Source organism: Chryseobacterium vietnamense (assembly GCF_031454475.1).
GTDB lineage: Bacteria > Bacteroidota > Bacteroidia > Flavobacteriales > Weeksellaceae > Chryseobacterium > Chryseobacterium vietnamense.
In genome coordinates, this window is the sequence record NZ_JAVDQX010000003.1 from 90,253 (window position 1) to 112,099 (window position 21,847).

Here is a 21,847-nt window from a genome sequence, read left to right on the forward strand (position 1 = left end):
GCCCAAACTTATAAAAACAAAAATCCCCGGAAAATTTCCCGGGGATTTTCTATTTGAAAATTAAATTATTTATTCAATTATGATTGAGAAGATTTCTCAGCAGCCGATTTTTTCGTTTTCTGCGTTTTCCCGATCAATCCGTCTTTTGCTTCATTAAGATCAAGAATTACAGTTTCTCCTTCGCTCAATTGCTTGTTTACCAGCATTTCTGCCAATAAGTCCTCAATATACTTCTGGATGGCCCGTTTCAATGGTCTTGCTCCGAAATCTTTATCCCATCCTTTTTCAGAAATAAAGTCTTTGGCTTCTTCAGTAAGATCTACTTTATATCCTAGTTTTTCAAGTCTGCCATAAAGTTTATTCAGTTCAATATCAATAATTTTCTTGATATCATCCTGTACAAGAGAGTTGAAGATCACGATATCATCAATTCTGTTCAAGAATTCCGGTGCAAATGCTTTTTTAAGGGCATTTTCAATGGTACTTCTTGCTCTTGAGTCTGAAGTCGTTTTCTTCGCAGAAGTTCCGAATCCTACACCGTCTCCGAAGTCTTTAAGATCTCTTGTTCCGATGTTTGAAGTCAGAATAATAATGGTATTTCTGAAATCAATTTTTCTTCCTAAACTGTCTGTAACGTGTCCTTCATCCAAAATCTGCAACAGAATATTGAATACATCAGGGTGAGCTTTTTCAATCTCATCCAAAAGAACCACTGCGTAAGGCTTTCTTCTTACAGCTTCTGTCAGCTGACCACCTTCTTCGTATCCTACGTATCCCGGAGGCGCACCTACTAATCTTGACACCGCAAATTTCTCCATGTACTCACTCATGTCAATTCTGATCAGAGATTCATCGGATTCAAAAAGTTCTCTTGCCATTACCTTCGCCAATTCGGTTTTACCAACCCCGGTTGTTCCAAGGAAAATAAAAGTACCGATAGGGCGGTTAGGATCTTTAAGCCCTGCTCTGTTTCTTTGAATTGCTTTCACAACCTTTTTCACAGCATCTTCCTGGCCAATCACTTTTCCGTTCAGCTTCTCGTCCATTTGGGCAAGTTTGTCAAGCTCGTTCTTACCAACTTTCGTTACAGGAACTCCACTCATCATAGAAACTACTTCCGCTACATTTTCCTCCGTTACGGTTTCTTTTTTCTCTTTTACATCCTTATCCCATTTTTCCTGAGCCGAATTCAGTTCCATCTGAAGACGTTCTTCCTCATCTTTCAGCTTTCTTGCTTCAAGGTAGTCCTGAGCTTTTACGGCCTTCTGTTTCAGTTCTTTGATGTCTTCAATTTTCTTTTCAAAATCAATGATTTCAGTAGGAACTTTCATGTTTTTAATATAAACACGGGATCCTGCTTCGTCCATTGCATCAATTGCTTTGTCCGGAAGAAAACGGTCTGTAATATATCTCGATGTCAGATTGACACAAGCAAGGATAGCTTCCGGAGTATAGATTACATTGTGATGTTCCTCATATTTATCTTTGATCTGGTTCAAGATCTGAACAGTTTCATCAATAGATGTAGGTTCCACCATTACTTTCTGGAATCTTCTTTCTAAAGCTCCGTCTTTTTCAATATACTGACGGTATTCATCCAGGGTAGTGGCCCCGATGCATTGAATTTCTCCTCTTGCCAAAGCAGGTTTGAACATATTGGAAGCATCTAAACTTCCCGTAGAACTTCCTGCTCCCACAATGGTATGAAGCTCATCAATAAATAAGATGACATCTCTGTTTTTTTCCAGTTCCGTCATAATGGCCTTCATTCTTTCCTCAAACTGACCACGGTACTTTGTTCCTGCAACCAAACTTGCAAGATCTAAAGTGATCACACGTTTTCCATAAAGAACTCTCGACACTTTTTTCTGTTGAATTCTTAATGCTAAACCTTCAGCGATAGCAGATTTACCAACTCCCGGCTCCCCTATAAGAAGCGGGTTGTTCTTCTTTCTACGTGATAAGATCTGAGAAACTCTCTCAATTTCTTTTTCACGGCCAATCACTGGGTCCAGTTTTCCATCTCTGGCCAAAGAAGTAAGGTCTCTACCAAAGTTATCCAACGTAGGCGTTTTACTTTTTGCAGAACCTAGATTTCCTGTAGGCTTTCTCATTTGCTCAAATTCTTCTCTCTCATCATCATCATCATAAGCACTCATCTGAGGAGACTGCCCTGAATTTTTAAGCATAGTCTGGTATTCTCTTGAAACTCCTTCGTAATCGATGTCATAAGCTCCCAGAATATTTGAAGTAGGGTCCTCATATTTATATAGAATACCTAAAAGCAGGTGAACGGTATTAATTTCATTGCTTTTATACTGTCGGCATTCTAACTCTGCACGTTTGATCGCATGATCTGCCATCTTAGTGAAAGAAATATTGGTAACCTCCTCAGAAATAGGATTAAGACTTGCTGTATTTAGAGTTTCAATTTTTCTTCTGATTTGTGTTAAATCCGCATTAAGGTTTTGAAGGATTTCTTTTGCAGAGTTTTCCGTTTTTATAATACCTAAAAGTAGATGTTCTGTATTAAGAAATTCACTTTTCAGCCTTTTAGCTTCGCTTTTGCTTTGTTTGAACACCTGGCTCAAACCTTGTGAAAACTTATAATCCATAATATATCTCATTAGAACAAAGGCAACATTACCTTTTATTCATTATCTAAATTACAAATATTTTACCAAAAATCAATTAATGACTTTATGGCAGAAAAAATTTTATTATCTTATTGAAAATGATTAAGTTTGTTATCCTTAAATTTTCCCCATGAATACTGAAATTACTAATTACATCGGTTATTCTGCTTCTCTTTTTATCGTATTGAGTTTCATATTGAAAGATGTAAGAAAAATCAGAGTGGTTAACATGATTGGCTGTTTTTGTTTTGTCATTTATGGTATATTTAATGGAATGCTTTGGCCGGTTATCATACCAAACGGGCTTATTTGTTTCATTCAAATCTATTATTTAATATTAGACAAAAAAGATTGATGAGGAAAAAAATTATTACATCTGCTTTTAGTAATCTGTATACTGACCAACGGATAGAGAAGGTGTGCAAAACCCTTTTTGACAACGGATATTCCATAGATCTGATTGGTAACGACTGGGAGGGAAACGAAAAAATGGAGCGTCCTTACTCTTTTTCCAGGATTAGCTTAAAGTCTGAAAGTCTGAAGACTGCTTATTTTGAGTTCAACTGGAAATTATATAAAGAACTGAAGAAAAAAGCGGACAAAGATACGATCCTTCATGCCAATGACATCGATGCACTTCTGCCAAATTATCTGATTGCTAAAAAACTGAACATTCCCTTGGTGTTTGACAGCCATGAAATTTTCACAGAAATGCCATCCGTCCAAAACAGATTTTCACAGAAATTCTGGAGATTGCTCGAAAGAAAGCTGGTTCCCCATATGGAACTGATGATGACAGAAAGCGAAAGCTATGCAGAATGGTTTCATGAGCAATATAATGTGAATCCAGTAGTGGTAAGGAATATTCCGAGAAAAATTCTTACTGCACCTGAAATTCCTGAAAATCATCCGAAAATTATTTTATATCAGGGAGCAATTAATCAATCCAGAGGAATAGAAAAAATGATTGCTGCCATGCATCATATTAAAGATGCTGTCTTGAAAATTGCAGGTGATGGACCAAAGAAAAGAGACTATGAGGAACTTGTTATTCAGGAAAAACTGCAGGATAAAGTATTTTTCCTGGGTAAACTGAAACCGGAAAATCTCAGAGAAATCACCAAAACTGCTGATGTGGGATTCAGTCTTGAGGAAAACAATGGGGTAAGCTATTATTATTCGCTTCCTAATAAGGTTTGTGATTATATCCAGTCGAGAGTACCGCTTGTGATGATTAATTTTCCAGAAATGCAAAGGATAAAAAATCAGTTTAATGTAGGTGAAATTATTCCGGATCATCAGCCTGAAACCATTGAGAAAGCAATTAATCTTGTTCTTCAGAGAGGAAGACAGCATTATCAAAGCGAATTGAATAAGGCAGCAGATGTCTTTTGCTGGGAGAATGAAGAAAGAAAAATTCTGCAGCTTTTTGAAAAAGCCTCGCGTAAATAAATTTTACAAAATTGGTTATCTTTGCAAAAGAAATTTGATTTAAAATGACCATTAAAGAAAAACAGCAGGAAATAATAGATGAATTCGCTTTTCTTGACGATTGGGAGCAAAAGTATGAATACATCATTGATCTTGGAAAAGAACTGAAAGGTTTAGCTGAAGATAAGAAAACAGAAGAAAATCTGATTAAAGGCTGCCAGAGCAAAGTTTGGATTGATGCTGAATTTAAAGAAGGAAAACTTTTCTTTAATGCAGATTCTGATGGTATTTTACCCAAAGGTATCGTTTCTCTCTTAGTAAGTATTTATAGTGGACATTCCACACAGGAAATTCTGGATTCTGATTTTGATTTTATCGGAGAAATAGGACTACAGGAATTTCTTTCACCTTCCAGAGCTAACGGGCTTATGGCGATGACCAAGCAGATCAAGTTTTATGCAGTTGCTTACCAACTGAAATCATAACCGTGACCAGAATTTTAGCATATCGTTTTTCCGCATTCGGAGATGTTGCGATGACAGTGCCTGTTTTCAGAGAATTTCTGGAGCAGAACCCCGGCGTGGAAATTATTATGGTTTCCAGGAAAAATTTTGAGGCTTTGTTTGCAGGAATTTCCAATGTAACGTTTAAGGGGATTGATCTGGATGATTACAAAGGTCTTTTTGGATTGAGGAAATTGAGCAATGAACTGATTCGTGAGTTTAATCCGGATTGTATTGCCAATCTCCATGATGTAATCCGAACCAAAGTTTTAGACAGAATATATAGAAGAAAAGGACTTAAGGTTTTTAAAATTAATAAAGGTAAAGAAGAAAAAGAACATCTTACGGATGTCTGGAATCTGGAAAAGGTTCAGCTGAAAAAAACAGTAGAACGTTATGCTGATGTTTTCCGGGAAATGGGATTCAGGATTGAACTTTCTCATCAATTAAGACCGGTTTCGGAGCAGAAATCAGGAATTGGGTTTGCTCCTTTTGCTCAGCATAAGGGAAAAATGCTTCCTTTGGAGAAGTCTTATGAACTGGTAAGGATTCTGGCTCAGAAGCATACCGTATATTTCTTTGGAGGAGGTAAAAAAGAAACAGAAACCCTTGAAAAATGGGAAGAAGAGATTCCCAATACAAAAAACCTTGCCGGAAAATTAAATCTTACGGAAGAACTCAATTATATTGCGGGACTTGAACTGATGATATCCATGGATTCTGCCAATATGCACCTTGCAAGTCTTGTAGGAACGCGCTGTGTTTCTATTTGGGGAGCAACTCATCCATATGCCGGATTTTTAGGATTTGGGCAGAGTGAAGAAGATGTTGTTCAGGTAAAAGACCTGAGCTGCAGGCCATGTTCGGTTTTTGGAGATAAAGAATGTTATAGAGGCGACTGGGCCTGTCTTGAGGAATTTAATATCCAGAAAGTGGTGGATAGGGTTAATTTTTAAAAATAATCTTTACCATCTCATTAGCTTTAGCTTCATCAGAATGGCTTTTTTCTAAGATTTCCTTTCTCTTTTCAGTATCGTAATACTCTTTTTCCGCTGAGGTGACAATTTGTTGACGGATTTCATTCATATCAGATCCAAACAGGCACAAACTCTTCAAAACAGGATCATCTGTGATATTTTCATTGATAATAACAAAACGGCTGTTGTAAAGTGTATTAAACAGCTTCACTTTTGTGCCGGAATTCTGGTAAGAAATCAGAATATTGGCATGAGCATCTTCCAGAAGATTATAGAGATTTTCTGTAGTTTGAATAGGAGTGAGGCTGATGTTTTCAACTGTTGAAATCTTTCTTTTTATGTCATCACCGGCACGATCTGAGGCTACAACCAGTTGATATTGTGGAAGAGTTTTGAATAAGTTAATAGTCTCATTCAATGCTCTTTTATTGTCAGCGGTAGTGAGGTCTCCATGAAAAAGAAAATACTTCCCTTTTGTATCCAATTCCTTTACCGATTCATTGCCATGAAAGATATGAATCAGGTGTGCATTTCCTGAATAGGTTTCTACTTCATTATATTCCTTTTCAGACAGGCAGAATACAGCTTCGAATTTCTTTAAAAGCTTTTTGTGATATCCGGTATATTTTAAAGATTCAATTTTGTAAATGATCTTTTTCAATATGTTTTTCTCTGACGCAGAAAGCCCTTTATAATATTCTGTTTCGTTATTGTGATAACGGAGGTAGAGTTTGTGGTCGTTTACTCTCAGAAACCGCATTATACAGGTTGTCTGTAGGCCTTCGAACAGGATAGGTGCTTTATTCCTTTCCAGATTTTTAATGAGTTCTTCAGAATTTCTGATAGCAGCAGCGAAAGGAGTTGACGAGAAATAAAGCAGAGGATTCTTTTTCTTTTGATAAAAAAACACATTTTCCGTTATCTCTTTGACTTCCGGATCAATCTTATCAGGGGCCTGGTCTACAAAACAATGCAGATGAATTTTTATTCCTAGATCAGATAAAGCCTTGATTTTATAATAAACATCAATGATTCCGCCATAAGAAGGAGGGTAGGGGTAATTGAATGATATGATGTGGAGCTGCTTCAAGTTTGGCTATTCGATGTAGGCAAAGGTAGATAAATATCAGGAAAACTGCAGGTCACATTTAAATGCTTAGGGATAAAATAAAAAAAATCTCCCAGAAATCTGAGAGATTTTTTGTGGGTCCTGAGGGATTCGAACCCCCGACCCTCTGGGTGTAAACCAGATGCTCTGAACCAACTGAGCTAAGAACCCGAATTTTTTTGAAAGGTTTCGTTTCCTTTTCTGTGGGTCCTGAGGGATTCGAACCCCCGACCCTCTGGGTGTAAACCAGATGCTCTGAACCAACTGAGCTAAGAACCCTCTAGACTTGTTCTCTTGTTTAGAGTGGTGCAAATATACGACTTATTCTTTAATCTCCAAATTTTTTTCCAAAAAATCTCCCACTACAAAGTTGCTTCCGCCGATAAAAATCATTTCTTCATTTGTACATCGTTCTTTTGCAGATAGATACGCTTCCTGTACAGAATCAAAAATTTTATAAAAAATTTTCGCCTCCTGGAGGAGATTTTCGTAATCTTCGGGATGTCTTCCCCTGTTGATGGATGGTTTTGCAAAATAGAACTCAGAATTTTCAGGAAGTAATTTCATCACATCATCTATTTTTTTATCATTCACAAACCCCAAAATAACATGCTTGTGTCTGTTAATTGAATTTAATTGTGAAAAAACATACTCCAAACCTGCCTGATTATGTCCCGTATCGCAAATTGTAAGCGGATGTTGTGAAAACTCGAACCAACGGCCAATAAAGCCTGTATTCTGATGAACATGGAGCAGTCCGTTTTCAAGAGCATTATCAGAAATAGGGACATTCAGTTTTCTTAACTCTTCTACGGCAGCCAATACAACTCTGATATTCTTTTTCTGGTAATTCCCTTTTAAATCAGATTCAAGTTTTGTATGAATGAGTGTAGCATCTATAAATGGAGCGTTTTCTTTCGTTGCTTTCTCCTGAATGATATTTCTAACGGCTTCATTCTCATCACCGGAAATAATTGGGATATCGTGCTTAATAATTCCGGCTTTCTCCATTGCAATTTCTTCGATGGTATCTCCGAGAATATTCTGATGGTCCAGCTGCACATTGGTAATAGCCGAAATCAATGGTTTGATAATATTGGTAGAATCCAGTCTTCCTCCTAATCCCACTTCAATAATGGCAAAATCTACCTGCTGCTGATAAAAATATTCAAAAGCCATGATGGTTGTGAATTCGAAGAAAGAGGGGCGGATATCTTCCGGAATTGTTTTCAGTTTTTGAATAAAATCAAAGACAAATTCTTTATTACAGTTTTTGCCGTTCACCTTAATACGCTCCGTAAAATCGATCAGGTGGGGAGAATTGTATAATCCTGTTTTATAACCGGCCTCCTGAAGAACCGATGCCAGCATATTGCTTGAAGAACCTTTTCCATTGGTGCCGCCAATGTGGATACACTTTATTTTATCCTGAGGATTTCCAAAGAAAGCACAAAGCTTTGTAATGTTGTCAAGCCCAGGTTTGTAAGCCTTCTGTCCATCTATCTGATAGTTGGGCATCTGTACGAAAAGCCAGTCGATAGCTTCCTGATATTGTTCATTTGTCATGGTACAAAATTCCCAAAAGTTTTTTTAAAATAAAATATAATTTTTCAATCTGTAACTTTTTTATATTTAATTCGTCTAATATTGAAAAATCTTAATATGCAATCGCTGTGATTTACACGGTATCATACTGATGAAGATAACACGATTCCATATGGCCATTAAAAACAAATAAACATATACAATATGAAAAAAGTTTGGATCATCGTTTTTGGATTAGGTTATCTGGGTTTAAGCGCTCAGAAGAAATGGTCCTTAAAAGAATGTGTAAGCTATGCAGTGGAGCATAATCTTCAGGTTATCCAAAATCAGTATAACAAACAAAACCAGGAATACAACCTTAAAGCCGCCCAAAAAGAATATTTACCTTCCCTATCTGGGAGTGTTACGACTGGAGTGAGTTTCGGGCAAGGATCATTAGGAGCCGGAAGCTTTAGAAACGATAGGTTCAATAACAGTGTGGGTCTGGGAGCCGATATTTTGGTGTATAATAATGGGAGACTAGAGAAGAATGTAAGAAAAGCTCAGTTTGATGTAGAAGCAAGCCAATATGACATTGAAACCATTAAAAATGATATTTCCCTTCAGATCGCTCAGCAATATCTGACCACTTTGTTGAATAAAGAGATCGTTAAAATTTCTCAGAGTGCCGTAGATAATGCACAGAAACAATTTGACAGAGCTAAAATCACCACTCAGGTTGGAACAACAGCCCAAACGGTTCTGGCAGAGGCTGAAGCTGCATTGGCAAGAGAAAAACAAAATCTTAAAACAGCAGAAGTAAACGTGGGCCGTGCTTTGTTTGCCATCGTTCAGCTTTTACAGCTTTCGGATTATAAGGGTTTTGATGTGGAAGATGTGAATATTCCGGAAAAGCTAGAGTTGCAGCTTACTACCGCAGATGAAGTGCTTACAACGGCGTATGAGATACAACCGCAGATCAAAGCAGCGGAAAGCCGCATAAGATCTGCCGAAGCACAAACCGAGGTAACCAAAACAGCATTCTGGCCTACATTAACAGCCAGTGCCGGTCTTAACACTTTCTATAACAGGCAGTTTGATCCTATGCCAGGTACTATTCAGGGAAATTTTTTCGAACAATATAAAGATCAGTTTGGACAAAATGTAGGATTATCACTTAATATTCCTATCTTCAATAAAGGAAAAACAAAACTTCAGGTAGAACAGTCTAAAGTAAACGAAAGCATAGCCAAAAATACGTTAGAGCAACAGAAACAGCAGGTAAGACAAAATGTTCAGAAAGCTCAGTTTGATGCTGATGCCAATTACGAAACCTATCTGGCCGCAGTAGAAGCAGAGAAAAGCTCGAAACTGGCGCTCGATTTTGCAGATAAAAGTTATACTGCCGGAAGAACAACCATTTATGACGTCAATGTGGCGAGAAATAATTATGCAAATGCACAGGGATCAGTAGCGCAGGCAAAATATAATTATCTTTTTAGTCTTAAACTATTGAATTTCTATGCAGGAATTCCATTAAGTTTGTAAAATGCCAATCAAATCATTAGAAAAATACTTACCCCAAAATACGCTTAAATATTTAAGGATCTGGTTTGCAGATTACTATATACATATAAAAGTTACAAGAAACAGAAATTCTAAACTGGGAGATTATAGAAAGCTTCCGGACAACTCGCATGAAATTACGGTAAATTCTACTCTGACGCCACAGCTTTTTTTCTTTGTATTGACTCATGAGCTGGCCCATCTGATTGCTTTCGAAAAATATGGACGAAAAATTTCTCCACATGGCAACGAATGGAAAGAAACGTTCAGAAATATGCTCCTGCAAAGTCTTGAAATTTATGATGAAGAACTCAAGCCGATCATTATAAAATTTTCAAAATCGCCTAAAGCCAATTTCATGGCAAGCCCTGATCTGGTAAGATATTTCCACACTGAGAAACAGGATGATACTCTGCAGTTTATCGAAGAACTTAAAAAGGGAGAATTCTTTATCTATCGCAACGAAAAGTATTTATTAGAAGGTCTAGTTAAAAAAAACTATCTTTGTAAGAACCTGGCTACTGGAAGGAAGTATTCTTTCAAGCCTTTAGCGAGGGTAGAAAAATGTAGCTAAGAATGTCAAAATCAGATAGATATTGCGTTATCATGGCAGGGGGAATCGGAAGCCGGTTCTGGCCTATGAGCACGCAGAAATTTCCAAAACAGTTTCAGGATATTTTAGGAACCGGGCGTACCATGATTCAGCAAACCTATGACCGAATCAGCAAGGTCATTCCTAAAGAACAGATATTCGTGATTACGAATAAAGAATATGTTCCTGTTTCCCATCAGCAGCTTCCGGAGATTCCTGAAGAGAATATTGTGGGTGAGCCGCTCATGAAGAATACAGCAGCTTGTAATCTGTATATGGCTAACAAAATTGCTGAGATTAATCCGGATGCAACAATGATTGTATTGCCGGCAGATCATCTGATCCTTAAAGAGGATGTATTTCTGGAAAAAGTAGAGCTGGCGTTTGAGGTGGCTTCAAAAAATGATTATCTGGTAACATTAGGAATCACTCCAACAAGACCTGATACAGGGTATGGCTATATTCAGTTTGTAGAAAAAAAGGGATCTGAATACTTTAAAGTGAAAACATTCACAGAAAAACCTATCCTTGAAATTGCCCAAAGCTTTTTGGAAAGTGGTGATTTCCTTTGGAATGCAGGCATTTTTGTATGGAATGTGAAGAGCATTCACCACGCTTTTGATCTTTATCTTCCTGAGATGATGCAACATTTTATGGCGTGTGAGTACAACTCTGAAAAAGAAAACAGCTGTATTGAAACCATTTATCCGAAGGTTCAGAAAATTTCCATTGATAACGGAATTTTAGAAAAAGCAAAGAATGTTTATGTGATTCCTTCAGATTTAGGATGGAGCGATCTTGGAACATGGACCTCTGTATATGAAAATACAGAAAAAGATAAAGACGGAAACGCAGTAAAACTGAAACATTTACTTTCTTATAATTCAAAAGGAAATATCATCCGTTTAAAGAATAATAACAAGGCAGTAATTATTGACGGCCTTGAAAACTACATTGTTGTAGATACAGATAAAGCACTTCTGATCTGCCCGCGGGATAATGATCAGCTTATTAAAGATTATGTTCTTGACCTAAAGAGCTTTAAAAAAGGCGAGAAGTTTATGTAATATTTGGTATATTTTCTGCTGATTTTTAAATTATGATTAAAACTGCAACCCGATTTACAATTCTTACATTTTTACTTTTGGGAATCTTTGGATGGGCTCAAGAGAAGAAAAAGTTTGCAAACATTCCAGCTATTTTGCAACAGATCAACCCAGGTAATAGGGTAGATTCATGGGTGTTGGTATACAACAGCTATGGGAAAGGCGAGGAAATTAAGATTTCGGGTAAGGTAAATTATACACCTCAATTCTCAGGATTCAATCTTTTCCCCAGTGAAGACAGCTTTTATTATATTGCTTATTCGGAAGGGGGTAAAGTAAATTATGTGACTGATGTCGAAGGACTGAAAAAGTTTGTTGACAGAATTGATAATGCTCAGGAAGCAGCGGTTGTATTAGCGGCCGATGGATACATGGTAGATGAGGAATTCAAGGATCTTGCGGGTAATTACCATGAAGATCAGTCGAATTACTATCTGGACCTTGGAAAACTGACCTCAAAGGAATGTCCATACCAGAAAACACATTATACAGTTACCGTAAATAAATCTACAGGCGCTGTTAGCAATGTAAAGGACAATGGAACCTATATTGAGCTTTACAATAAAAAATGTGCTAATAACCCGAGACTTTTAAAAATCGAAAAAAAAGAAGAACCAAAGAAAGATGAGCCCAGAAAAACACCCAAGCGCAAATAATACCTATGAGACTGAGCGATTAATCCTTCGCCCCATGTCTCGTGAAGACAAAGATTTTGTCTTTGAACTTTATAACAGACCCAAATTCATTCAGCATATCGGCAATCGCAATGTTAATTCCATTGAAGATGCGGAAAATTATATCCTCAACAGATTTGCTCCCCAGATTGAAAGACTGGGCTTTGGAAACTATCTTTTAGTAACCAAAGACGGAAATGAAAAAGTGGGAGCAGTAGGAATCTTTGAAAGGGAAGGGCTGGATATCGTGGATATCGGATATTCGCTGCTGGAAGAGTTCGAAGGCAAAGGGTATGCTTTTGAGGCTGCTCAGAAAGTGAAGTCTATTGGGATGGATGACTTTGGATTAACAAAGATATCTGCCATTATTTCAAAAGATAATATTTCTTCCCAAAAACTGATTGAAAAGCTGGGGTTAAGGTTTAAAAAGCACGTTACACTTCCCGGTGAAACAGAAGAGCTAAATTATTACGAAACCGAATAATAAATTTATAAAAAAATATTTTCACAAATAGCACAATATTGTATCTGTGTTATTTGTGAAAATATTTGTGATATATGTGTTTAAAAAAGAATTATCCTTCCAGAATCTGCTCAGCTGCAGTCTTTGACGTTACTTTTTCAATCACTCTTGTACAAATACCATTTTCATCAAAAATAAAAGTGGTTCTTACAATTCCCATATACGTTTTTCCAAACGTTTTTTTCTCCTGCCACACCCCGAATTTTTCGATAATATCCCGGTTTTCATCCGCGATAAGATCATAAGGAAATGCGAATTTGCTATGGAAATTTTTCTGTTTCTTTACCGTGTCACCGCTTATTCCCAGTAATTGAAATCCTGCCTTTTCAAGCTTGGAATAATTATCGCTCAGGTTGCAGGCTTCCACTGTACAGGTTGGTGTATTCGCTTGCGGATAGAAGAAAACTACCAGTTTTTTTCCAAGTAATTTTGATGAGGTTACTGTTTCTCCGTCTTGATTGAATCCTTCAAATTCAGGTAATTTATCTCCAACTTTCAGCATAATGATTTAATTTTGTTCAAATTTAAGGTATACATGACAAAAAAACAAAGAGCTGAGCTCGTTCAGATAGAACTGGATAAATTATATCCCACCACACCTATTCCGTTAGACCATACCGATCCCTATACATTAATGGTTGCTGTAGCACTTTCTGCGCAGACAACAGATAAAAAAGTTAACCAGGTCACACCTGATCTTTTTGCGGTCGCAGGAACGCCGCAAAGAATGGCTAAGCTTGAAGAATTTGAAATCAAAGAACTGATTAAGGAAATAGGACTTTCCAATACAAAAGCCAAAAACCTGAAAAGAATGGCCGAACTTCTGCTGGAGCGTCATAATGGTATTGTTCCGCAGACTTATGAGGAACTGGAGGCACTTCCGGGAGTAGGACACAAAACAGCTTCAGTAGTAATGAGTCAGGGATTCGGATTTCCCGCTTTTCCGGTAGATACCCATATTCACCGTCTGATGACACAGTGGAAACTTACCTCCGGAAAAAATGTGGTGGAAACAGAGCGCGACGCCAAGAAATTATTCCCGGAGGAAGTATGGAATAAGCTTCACCTTCAGATTATTTTCTATGGAAGAGAATATTCTCCGGCAAGAGGAAAAGGAGAGAAGGATTTTATTACGAAAATGATGTTTGAGAAATAATTCAATTATTTTAGCGCTATGATCGCTAAGATTTTATAGAAATTACGTTGAAATAGTTCGCGAGGCTCTTCGTTTAGCAAAGGCAATATTCCCTCGCTGAGTGAAATGTCTTTGAGAACTAATAGAAAATGAAACAATTACTTTGTGGTTGCGTTTATAAATAAGCCATGTCAAGGTTCTGAACCTTGACATGGCTTAAAAAACATGCTGAAATAGCTCGCGAAGACACTTCGTTTAGCAAAGGCAATATCTCCCTTGCTGAGTGAAACGCCCTTGCGAACTAAAATAAAACGCAACAATTACTTAGTGATCGTTGCGTTATTTTAATTTTAAATGTCCAATAACCTTCTGTGGTAATTAATCTGCCCCAAATGGTAATCCAGGTGAGCAAGCAAATGGATCAGGAAGTAATCGGTTGTCATGGCACTTTCAAAAACAACCAATGGATACTCTTTTTTCAGGTCCTCATCGGACAATTGGGAAAGTACTGAATCTATCATTGTAGTGGTATTCTTCACTTTTTCAATAAGTTCCGCTTTAGGAATATCCTTTGATGAAAATTCCAGGTCACGCTGTCTTATATATCCGGTATTTCCAAGGTGTGTCCCTATAAAATGATTAAGATTTCCCACCAGATGAAGGGCAAGATTACCTGCAGAGTTAGCAATGTTTTTATCTGTTTTCCAAAGACTTTCTTCGTTTTGATAGGCTTCTAGCTCTGTTTTTAATTTATTTAAATCTCTGTGGTAAAGAGATTTGAGGCTTTCTGTGATCATATCAATTTTTATTGTATTATGGTTTTAAAATATCCTTTAAAGTGTTTATCAACCAAACTGTCAATACTGCATTTATAATCTATAAAACCATAAATGCTGTCATTTTTGGTGAATTGTTTACTGTTTAGAATCAATTTCTGACTAAAAACTTTAGATTTTATGAATTTTTCTTCGCCTTTTAAGGTTTTTGGGTCAATATCTTTGATGTAAAAGTGATTTTTAAACACCTTAATCAAAATTCCGTTTCCAAAATATCCGTTATTGTTATTCAGTTTGATGGTAAGGGTATCATTCTGATACTGAGCTTTGCATTTATAATCATCGAATAAAAATGTTCCTTTACGAAAGCCATCTGAGTAACTTGCAGCCTGAACAATATGTGCTGTTCTTGTTTTACTTTCAACAATTTCACTGTTGTAAAGTTTCAGTTCCGGATGTTTGGAAAGAAGGAGAATAGTATCATTGTCAGGTAAGCTATTGTCAACCGTAAAATTTTCGAAATTCTGCTCTTTATGACAGCTCAAAGTCATCAAAAAAATAATAGAAAAAAACAAAAATAGTTTCATGCGAAACTATTTTTGTTTTTGAGCCCAAAGCTCCATTTTCCTGTTCAGAACATCCAGTGGAAGACATCCCTGGCTTAATACTTCATCATGGAAGCTTGCCAGCTTGAATTTGTTTCCAAGTTCTTTCTGATATTTTTCTCTCAGCTCACGGATTCTTAAAGATCCTATTTTGTAGCCTAATGCCTGTCCCGGCATTGCCATATATCTTTCTACTTCTGCCACGGCAGCTCCTTCATCGTAAGAAATATTGCTTAAGAAATATTTGATAGCTTCTTCACGTGACATTTTTCCTGTATGAAGTCCTGTATCTACTACCAGTCTTACAGCTCTCAGCATCTGATCGCTCAGATATCCCATTTTCTGGTAAGGATCAGTATATAAACCAAATTCAGGACCTAGCGTTTCACAATAATGTGCCCATCCTTCACCATACGCTCCAAACCATCCGAATCTCATAAATTTAGGAAGCTTTGTGTTCTCCTGTTGTAAAGAAACCTGGTAATGATGCCCCGGAATTGCTTCATGAAGGAATAGAGACTCCATTCCTGAAGTAACATTGAATTTGGTAGGATCCGGAAGCGGAACATAAAAGATACCCGCTCTTTTACCATCCGGAGTTCCCGGCATATATTCTGCACTGGCACTTGCTTCTCTGAATTTCTCTGTCTGTCTGATCTCAAACTTTGTTTTAGGTGTTACATTAAACATTGTTTTCAGCTTGGGAGTAATTTTCGTTAATATACTGTTGAACCCGTTTAAAACTTCTTTAGACGTTTTATAAGTCATTGCCTTTGGATCCGTTTTTACGAAAGTGATAAACTCTTCAAGCGTTCCTGTAAAGCCTACCTGTTGTTTTACTTTTTCCATTTCTGCACGAAGCATTGCCACCTGTTGAAGTCCGATCTTATTGATTTCTTCAGGTGATTTTTTAGTGGTGGTCCAGCTTTTTACATAATAGTTGTAGATCTCATTGCCGTTAGGAAGGCTGTTATATCCATCTGTATCTCTTGCTTTTGGAAGATATTCTTTTTCTAAAAATGTCCCCATTTTAGTATAAGCAGGAATGATCTTTTTCGTAATGGCATCTTTATAAAGTGCTGAAAATTTCTCTTTCTGAGCCTCCGTGAAATTTTTAGGGAAATTTTTAATAGGTCCGTAGAAGATATTCTTTTCCATATCAGACGTTGTAATTTCTTCAGCCTTCATTTGAGGAATCATTTTGACCACCAGTTTTTTGGGAAGTACAATCTTATTGGTGATTCCCTCACGGAAGTTGTCTGCAGCAGCATTCATCCACTCCGGGAATTTTTCCATTCTTTTCAGCCAGTCACTATAATCTTTTTCTGTTTTAAAAGGCTGATTGCCCTGTCCGCTTCCATACAAGGGAAAAGTAAGCGGCAGCCCTCCAAATTGAGTGAAGGGAATATATTCCGGATGATAGGCGTAGGCTTCAATTTTATCTTTCAACGTATAATCCAATACGTCATACACCACTTTATTTTCATCAGAAAGGGTTTTGTAATCCACATGCTCCAACTGTTTCTGTACAGAATTGTAGAATGCTACTTCTCCTGAGATAAAATCTTTATCAATATTGATAGGAAGCTGATCATTATATCTGGCATCTCCCTGTGCTGTAGCATCTAAAGGGTAAAGCTTAAGATACTGCTCATAATAGTTCGAAGCGATTGAATCCAGGTTGCTGGGCGTCACTTTTGTAAGAGGAGAGTCCGTTTTTTTGCAGGAAGCAAGCCCGATCACCAGTCCCAATCCAAGAATACTTTTTGATAAAATGTTTTTCATTTTCAGAATCTTTATGGAAACAAAAGTAAGTATTATTAGGAGATCCAGAATGATTGTATGCATTGATTTTAAAAAATTATTTTTAAAATCCTTTCAACTTTGAATCAATTTTTTATCTTTGTCTAAAACGTTTAACAATCATATTATTACAGCTCTTTTTTAAGAAAAAATGAAAGGGATTTTAAAAATTTACCATCCGGACGAAACGCTAAAATACAATATCAGAAATACTTATTGTAAGGCAGTTTACAGCAACCAGCAACATTTTTTAGAGGTTGAAGTGATTACGGATGACAGTTTGGATCACGTGGACGATGATTCATTACAGTACAACTTTCCGCAGCTTTCACTTGAAGTTTTTGATTTTCCTATCGAATCGGCGGAAATAGAAGGAAAAACCATCACCATCAATGACTCTGATGAAGAAACCTATACAGAAGTAGATCTTTTCGATGACGAAGATGCGTACATCTATGATAATGAGCTTCTTTTTGAAAAAAATGAAGAAGGGGAGCTTCAGGTTATCTGGAAAGGAACTATTGATGATTTTTATACCGGATCAGATACACCGATTCCTTTTAGATTAAAATGCGAATTTAAGCAAGATGATATTGAGGTAGGAGAAGACTAACAACCTTCTGCCTTTTTAACTGTAAATTTCTTTTCAAAATATTTTTGGAAAGAAATTTGCTATTTGTAAAATTGTAACAAATTTTAAGTTGTTTTTAAGCAATTTTTAAGAGTTCAATTCATAATATTCTCCTACATTTGTCGTTGAAATTTAATAAAATTTACATTTAATGCTGTTAACGGAACTTTCTCAGATTTTATTTGCACAAATCGCTACTCCTGCAGTTGCTGCAGACAACTTAGAGTTCTCATTCTGGAAAATTATGTTCCATGGAGGAGCTTTCGCTAAAATAGTGATGGTCACTGTATTACTATTGGGAGTGTTTTCTCTATATCTGTTTTTTGAAAGATTTTTCTTTATCAAAAGGCTTACATCAAAAACAGATTCCAACTTCATGAACAATATTGAAGACTTCATCAAGGCCGGAAAAATAGAGGCAGCAGCCGATTATTGCAAAACTCAGAATTCTCCCGAAGGAAGAATTTTAGAAAAAGGGATTTCAAGATTAGGACGTCCTGTTTCTGATATTGTAAGTGCTATGGAATCGCAGGCACAGGTAGAGGTTGCCAATATGGAAAAAAACCTGAATCTTTTAGCTGTAGTACCAAGTATAGCACCCATGTTGGGACTTTTAGGTACGGTAATAGGGATGATTATTGCATTCTTTAATCTTTCCCATGCTACAGGGTCTTTCTCTCCGAAAACTCTTTCAGAAGGTATCTATACTGCTTTAGGACAGACGGCGGTAGGTTTGGCGGTAGCAATTCCTGCTAACTTCTGCTATAATATTCTGTTGACAAGGATTGACAAATTTGTCCTGAAAGCTCAGAATATGTCTGGAGAATTTTTAGACCTTATCAACAAACCTTTATAAATCTTTCTTACGATGAAAATTCAAAGAAGAAATAAAGCAAATCCGGAATTCAGTTTAGCAGCGATGACAGACGTTATCCTGTTGATGCTGATTTTCTTTATGATCACCTCTTCAGCTGCCAATCAAAGCGCTATTGATGTGAATCTGCCGAAAGCCGGAGCAGTTGACGATAATATCCCCAATCCTGTGACGGTAAGCATCAAGCCGGATGGTTCATTCTTTGTGGATGATAATCCTGCCAACAGAGGAGAACTGGAGAAAATTATTGTAGATAAATTAGCCAGCCAGCCCAATAAATCATTTACGATCCGGGCTGATGAAAACACATTGCATAAAGATGTTGTTTTTGTGATGGAAATAGCTGAGAAATATAAATTTAACATTGCCATTGCAACCGTTAAAGATAAATAACAGACCCGGATTTCCGGAAAGAATTACGTTTTAAGATGAAAAGCTATACAGCAAACAGAAACGAAGAAAATAAAGATAGAGTAAAGAGCGCACTGCTTTCTATTCTCATCTGGGCTGCTATTTTGCTTTTTGTTTTTTTGTATAAATTAAAACCTAAACTGGATAAAGATCCTGAAGTGGTTACTACCATGCTGGTTAATTTTGGTGATAACAGAAATGGAAAGGGGATTGAAGAACCTGCTGAACAGCCTGGAAGTCTTGCCGCTGCAACAGAAGAAGTAACACCAGAACCTGCAGAAACACCTGTTCCGGAAACAAAAACTATTGTAAAACCAGAACCAGCACCCGAACCGAAGAAAGTAGAGACAAAGGAGAAAGTCATCACAGGAAATAATTCAAAAGCAACAGTTCCTAAAAAAGAGGAATCAAAAAAAGCTGAAAAAAAGGAAGCAACAAGCACCAGCGCTTCTAAGAATACTAAAAAGTCCGGAGCTGCCACTGCCAATTCAAAAACAGGAAATGGAGACGGAAAAGGAAATGCCGCTATTGGAAACCTGATCAAAGGACGAGGAACCAAAGCTGGAAGCCAGGGAACAGGTGAAGGAATTGGAAATGCAGGAGATCCTTTAGGAGGTGACGGAAACGGAGACAGTAAAGTGGGAATCGACAGGAAACTGGTAGGATATATTCCCGGAACAATGGGAAGAGGAGGCGCACAGCCCTCTCACAGCTGTACAGCAAGCGGATCAATTACCATTGCCTACACGGTAGATAAAGCTGGAAATGTAGTGTCTGCAAGAAGGGCAGGAGGTGTTTCAGATCCTTGTGTAGCCTCTACATCTGTAGCCTGGGTTAAGAAATATGTGAAGGCTGAGAAAGCCGGAACTTCTTCTACCGGAACTTATAAAATTACATTCTAAAAATACAAAAGCACTTTATTCAAGTGCTTTTTTTAATTCATTTATTCTGTTGATGACCGGAAGGGCAAAAATACCGCTGGTCTGAAGATACAGCTCATAGAATGTCTTTGCCTTATCCTGGAAATCTTTATTCTGATCATGTCTGCTGTTGAAGTAGAAAAGATTTCCAAGCATTTCATAATAATCTTTGTGATCCCTTTCCTGTCTTTCGTTGACCATGGCGATCATTTCTTCCTTGGTTTTTGAAGCAACCTCTGTGAAGCTCATCTTGAAGATGTCTCTCATCAAAGTATCAAAATCCAGTTCTTTCTGCATTAAACTTTCTTCAGGTTTGTCCAGAATCAGTTTTTCCAATGCCTGGGTTAATTGACGGATGAGTCTTAGGGTGAATTCTTTATCGGTAATCATAATGGATTTAAGGTTTTGAGTTTAATGTTTAAAGTTAATAGCATCTGGTTGAGTCAGCAACTGTTTTGTTAAGCAAAAAACAGATAGGCCAACGCGATTGCAGTAATAACACCCACCAAATCGGCCAGAAGCATAGCAATTACCGTGTATCTCGTATTCTTAACGGCTACGGCACCAAAGTACACTGCAATTACGTAGAACGTCGTATCTGAGCTTCCCTGAAGTACGGCTGCCAATTTTCCCTGGAAACTATCCGCTCCGAAAGTACTCATCGTGTCCACCATCATTCCTCTGGCTCCGGAACCGGATAAAGGCTTGATTAAAGCTGTTGGAAGTCCGTCCACGAATCTTGGATCCATATTGGCAACGTTAGCAATCCATTTCATCCCATCAATGATCACATCAAAAACACCGGAAGTTCTTAATAAAGAAATAGCAATCAACATCCCAACCAGGTAAGGGATAATCTTAACACAGGTGGTGAAACCTTCTTTTGCTCCTTCAATAAAGGCATCAAAAACGTTGATTTTCTTGTAAACAGCCCCAAGTACGATGGCAAGGAAGATAAAAAGAATTAAACCATTGCTTAGTACTTTACTGAAATCATCCAGCTCATTTTTACTTAATTGTACAAGATACAGTACCAAAAGAGCTATAATAGCTGAAATTCCCCCTACATAAGCAATGACAACAGGGCGAAGAAGATTGATTTTCTGATACAAGGAAACAATAATCATCGCAGCCAGTGTAGCTGCAAAAGTGGCAATCATACAGGGCAGAAAAATATCTGTAGGTGTTTTGGAACCCATTGATGCTCTGATGGCAATAATGGATACGGGAATCAAAGTCATACCACCGGCATGAAGACACAGAAACATAATCTGCGAATTGCTGGCGGTATCTTTATTGGGATTTAAGGTCTGGAGACTTTCCATCGCTTTTAACCCAAAAGGAGTGGCAGCATTATCCAGTCCCAGAAGGTTGGCACTGAAATTCATCAGCATATGCCCGAATGCGGGATGATTTTTGGGAATATCAGGAAATAATTTGGAGAAAAAGGGTTGAATCAGACGGCTTAGAAGGTTGATTCCTCCTGCTTTTTCAGCAATACTCATGAATCCCATAAACAGGGTCATGATTCCGATAAGACCAAGACAGATCTTCACCGCCGTTTCAGAGGTTCCGATGACACCATCAGCGTCCTGAACACGGTAAACGTTTACATTTTGTTTTAAAGAATCAGTTTTATAATGAATTCTGCTGTCTGCAAAATCATTCTTTTTCATCAGGCTGTCTCTTACAATAGGAGAGAGGCTGCTCATAGGCTGTGATGCAATCTTCACTGTATCACCTCCTTTTCCCACCACCATATCATTGAAAATGGTTTTGTAGTTACCTGACGAAACGTATTTTATACTGGCAATGGCAATGGCAATAATAATGAAAGCCGACCAAATTCTGCTGAGAACCATCCGATTGATTTAATTGTTTAAACTTATCAAAAATACTTTAAACCACAAAAATAACTAAAGTCTTTTGTTTATCCGGTCAAGGAAAAGTAATGATGACTTCTGTTCTTAAAGTTTATTTTAACGCAGTGTTCGCAAAGATTTTATGTAATGAAATATATTTTCGTTCGCGAAGGCGTTAGCACTAAGCAAA

Annotated in this window: 23 protein-coding genes and 2 tRNA genes; 14 read left to right on the forward strand and 11 right to left on the reverse strand. The window is 37.3% G+C overall.

Annotation, left to right across the window (positions count from 1 at the left end; genetic code table 11):
• Positions 1–77: 77 nt before the first annotated feature.
• On the reverse strand, positions 78–2,615 hold the full coding sequence (locus J2786_RS14475; RefSeq protein ID WP_047427792.1) for an ATP-dependent Clp protease ATP-binding subunit: 2,538 nt from the start codon (positions 2,613–2,615) through the stop codon (positions 78–80).
• A gap of 151 nt (positions 2,616–2,766) precedes the next feature.
• Between J2786_RS14475 and J2786_RS14480 the strand changes: the two genes are divergently transcribed.
• The 4 genes from J2786_RS14480 to J2786_RS14495 are packed head-to-tail and all read left to right on the forward strand — an operon-like array spanning position 2,767 to position 5,526.
• A complete protein-coding gene (locus tag J2786_RS14480; RefSeq protein WP_047426537.1) occupies positions 2,767–2,991 on the forward strand; it encodes a hypothetical protein in 225 nt (74 codons plus the stop codon).
• Positions 2,991–4,088, forward strand: a complete 1,098-nt coding sequence (locus J2786_RS14485) for a glycosyltransferase (protein ID WP_047426540.1) — start codon at positions 2,991–2,993, stop codon at positions 4,086–4,088. The genes J2786_RS14480 and J2786_RS14485 overlap by 1 nt, the downstream gene beginning before the upstream one ends.
• A 44-nt stretch (positions 4,089–4,132) precedes the next feature.
• The gene (locus tag J2786_RS14490; protein WP_047426544.1) at positions 4,133–4,552 is read left to right on the forward strand and encodes a SufE family protein; all 420 of its coding nucleotides are present in this window, start codon (positions 4,133–4,135) and stop codon (positions 4,550–4,552) included.
• Between the two features lie 50 nt (positions 4,553–4,602).
• Complete coding sequence (locus J2786_RS14495; protein WP_052186813.1) at positions 4,603–5,526, forward strand: glycosyltransferase family 9 protein; 924 nt, start codon at positions 4,603–4,605, stop codon at positions 5,524–5,526.
• On the opposite strand, the gene J2786_RS14500 is transcribed toward J2786_RS14495, so the two are convergent.
• From J2786_RS14500 to J2786_RS14515, 4 genes are all read right to left on the reverse strand, one after another.
• Complete coding sequence (locus J2786_RS14500) at positions 5,516–6,637, reverse strand: hypothetical protein (RefSeq protein WP_047426550.1); 1,122 nt, start codon at positions 6,635–6,637, stop codon at positions 5,516–5,518. The genes J2786_RS14495 and J2786_RS14500 overlap by 11 nt on opposite strands.
• A gap of 114 nt (positions 6,638–6,751) precedes the next feature.
• Positions 6,752–6,826: transfer RNA gene (locus J2786_RS14505), tRNA-Val, on the reverse strand.
• Positions 6,827–6,859: 33 nt separating this feature from the next.
• Positions 6,860–6,934 (reverse strand) — tRNA-Val (locus J2786_RS14510).
• Positions 6,935–6,976: 42 nt separating this feature from the next.
• The gene (locus tag J2786_RS14515) at positions 6,977–8,221 is read right to left on the reverse strand and encodes a bifunctional folylpolyglutamate synthase/dihydrofolate synthase (protein ID WP_047426553.1); all 1,245 of its coding nucleotides are present in this window, start codon (positions 8,219–8,221) and stop codon (positions 6,977–6,979) included.
• A gap of 183 nt (positions 8,222–8,404) precedes the next feature.
• Between J2786_RS14515 and J2786_RS14520 the strand changes: the two genes are divergently transcribed.
• From J2786_RS14520 to J2786_RS14540, 5 genes are read left to right on the forward strand one after another with little or no spacing between them, the layout of a single operon-like run.
• Positions 8,405–9,727 (forward strand): TolC family protein, encoded by a 1,323-nt coding sequence (locus tag J2786_RS14520; RefSeq protein WP_047426555.1) that lies wholly within the window; start codon positions 8,405–8,407, stop codon positions 9,725–9,727.
• 1 nt (position 9,728) lies between these two features.
• A complete protein-coding gene (locus J2786_RS14525) occupies positions 9,729–10,319 on the forward strand; it encodes a SprT-like domain-containing protein (protein WP_047426558.1) in 591 nt (196 codons plus the stop codon).
• A 2-nt stretch (positions 10,320–10,321) separates the two neighbouring features.
• The gene (locus J2786_RS14530) at positions 10,322–11,404 is read left to right on the forward strand and encodes a mannose-1-phosphate guanylyltransferase (protein WP_047426560.1); all 1,083 of its coding nucleotides are present in this window, start codon (positions 10,322–10,324) and stop codon (positions 11,402–11,404) included.
• 32 nt (positions 11,405–11,436) lie between these two features.
• Entirely contained in the window at positions 11,437–12,099 is a 663-nt protein-coding gene (locus J2786_RS14535) for a hypothetical protein (RefSeq protein WP_047426562.1), read from the forward strand.
• Positions 12,068–12,601: a GNAT family N-acetyltransferase gene (locus J2786_RS14540; RefSeq protein ID WP_047426565.1), complete on the forward strand. Its 534-nt coding sequence runs from the start codon at positions 12,068–12,070 to the stop codon at positions 12,599–12,601. The genes J2786_RS14535 and J2786_RS14540 overlap by 32 nt, the downstream gene beginning before the upstream one ends.
• 91 nt (positions 12,602–12,692) lie before the next feature.
• Here J2786_RS14540 and bcp read toward each other — a convergent pair whose 3' ends face one another.
• A complete protein-coding gene (bcp, locus tag J2786_RS14545) occupies positions 12,693–13,142 on the reverse strand; it encodes a thioredoxin-dependent thiol peroxidase (protein WP_047426568.1) in 450 nt (149 codons plus the stop codon).
• A 33-nt stretch (positions 13,143–13,175) separates the two neighbouring features.
• On the opposite strand from bcp, the gene J2786_RS14550 reads away from it, so the two are divergent.
• Positions 13,176–13,796 carry an endonuclease III domain-containing protein gene (locus tag J2786_RS14550; protein WP_076595135.1) on the forward strand — a complete coding sequence of 207 codons (621 nt, stop codon included), beginning with the start codon at positions 13,176–13,178 and terminating at the stop codon, positions 13,794–13,796.
• 329 nt (positions 13,797–14,125) lie between these two features.
• Here J2786_RS14550 and J2786_RS14555 read toward each other — a convergent pair whose 3' ends face one another.
• The 3 genes from J2786_RS14555 to J2786_RS14565 are packed head-to-tail and all read right to left on the reverse strand — an operon-like array spanning position 14,126 to position 16,941.
• Positions 14,126–14,572, reverse strand: coding sequence for a DinB family protein (locus tag J2786_RS14555; RefSeq protein WP_082001889.1), 447 nt, complete (start codon positions 14,570–14,572; stop codon positions 14,126–14,128).
• An 8-nt stretch (positions 14,573–14,580) separates the two neighbouring features.
• Positions 14,581–15,138 carry a hypothetical protein gene (locus tag J2786_RS14560; protein ID WP_156121294.1) on the reverse strand — a complete coding sequence of 186 codons (558 nt, stop codon included), beginning with the start codon at positions 15,136–15,138 and terminating at the stop codon, positions 14,581–14,583.
• Between the two features lie 6 nt (positions 15,139–15,144).
• Positions 15,145–16,941 carry a DUF885 domain-containing protein gene (locus J2786_RS14565; RefSeq protein ID WP_047426574.1) on the reverse strand — a complete coding sequence of 599 codons (1,797 nt, stop codon included), beginning with the start codon at positions 16,939–16,941 and terminating at the stop codon, positions 15,145–15,147.
• A gap of 169 nt (positions 16,942–17,110) precedes the next feature.
• Here J2786_RS14565 and J2786_RS14570 point away from each other — a divergent pair, with 169 nt between their 5' ends.
• From J2786_RS14570 to J2786_RS14585, 4 genes are all read left to right on the forward strand, one after another.
• On the forward strand, positions 17,111–17,572 hold the full coding sequence (locus J2786_RS14570; protein WP_142018227.1) for a hypothetical protein: 462 nt from the start codon (positions 17,111–17,113) through the stop codon (positions 17,570–17,572).
• Between the two features lie 169 nt (positions 17,573–17,741).
• A complete protein-coding gene (locus tag J2786_RS14575) occupies positions 17,742–18,446 on the forward strand; it encodes a MotA/TolQ/ExbB proton channel family protein (RefSeq protein WP_047426580.1) in 705 nt (234 codons plus the stop codon).
• Between the two features lie 12 nt (positions 18,447–18,458).
• Complete coding sequence (locus J2786_RS14580; RefSeq protein ID WP_047426583.1) at positions 18,459–18,857, forward strand: ExbD/TolR family protein; 399 nt, start codon at positions 18,459–18,461, stop codon at positions 18,855–18,857.
• Between the two features lie 35 nt (positions 18,858–18,892).
• On the forward strand, positions 18,893–19,777 hold the full coding sequence (locus tag J2786_RS14585) for an energy transducer TonB (RefSeq protein WP_047426586.1): 885 nt from the start codon (positions 18,893–18,895) through the stop codon (positions 19,775–19,777).
• Positions 19,778–19,792: 15 nt separating this feature from the next.
• Here the strand turns inward: J2786_RS14585 and J2786_RS14590 are convergent, their stop codons facing one another.
• Together J2786_RS14590 and J2786_RS14595 are read right to left on the reverse strand one after the other, a co-directional pair.
• On the reverse strand, positions 19,793–20,185 hold the full coding sequence (locus tag J2786_RS14590; protein ID WP_047426589.1) for a hypothetical protein: 393 nt from the start codon (positions 20,183–20,185) through the stop codon (positions 19,793–19,795).
• 68 nt (positions 20,186–20,253) lie between these two features.
• On the reverse strand, positions 20,254–21,657 hold the full coding sequence (locus tag J2786_RS14595) for a spore maturation protein (protein ID WP_047426591.1): 1,404 nt from the start codon (positions 21,655–21,657) through the stop codon (positions 20,254–20,256).
• Positions 21,658–21,847 lie beyond the last annotated feature (190 nt).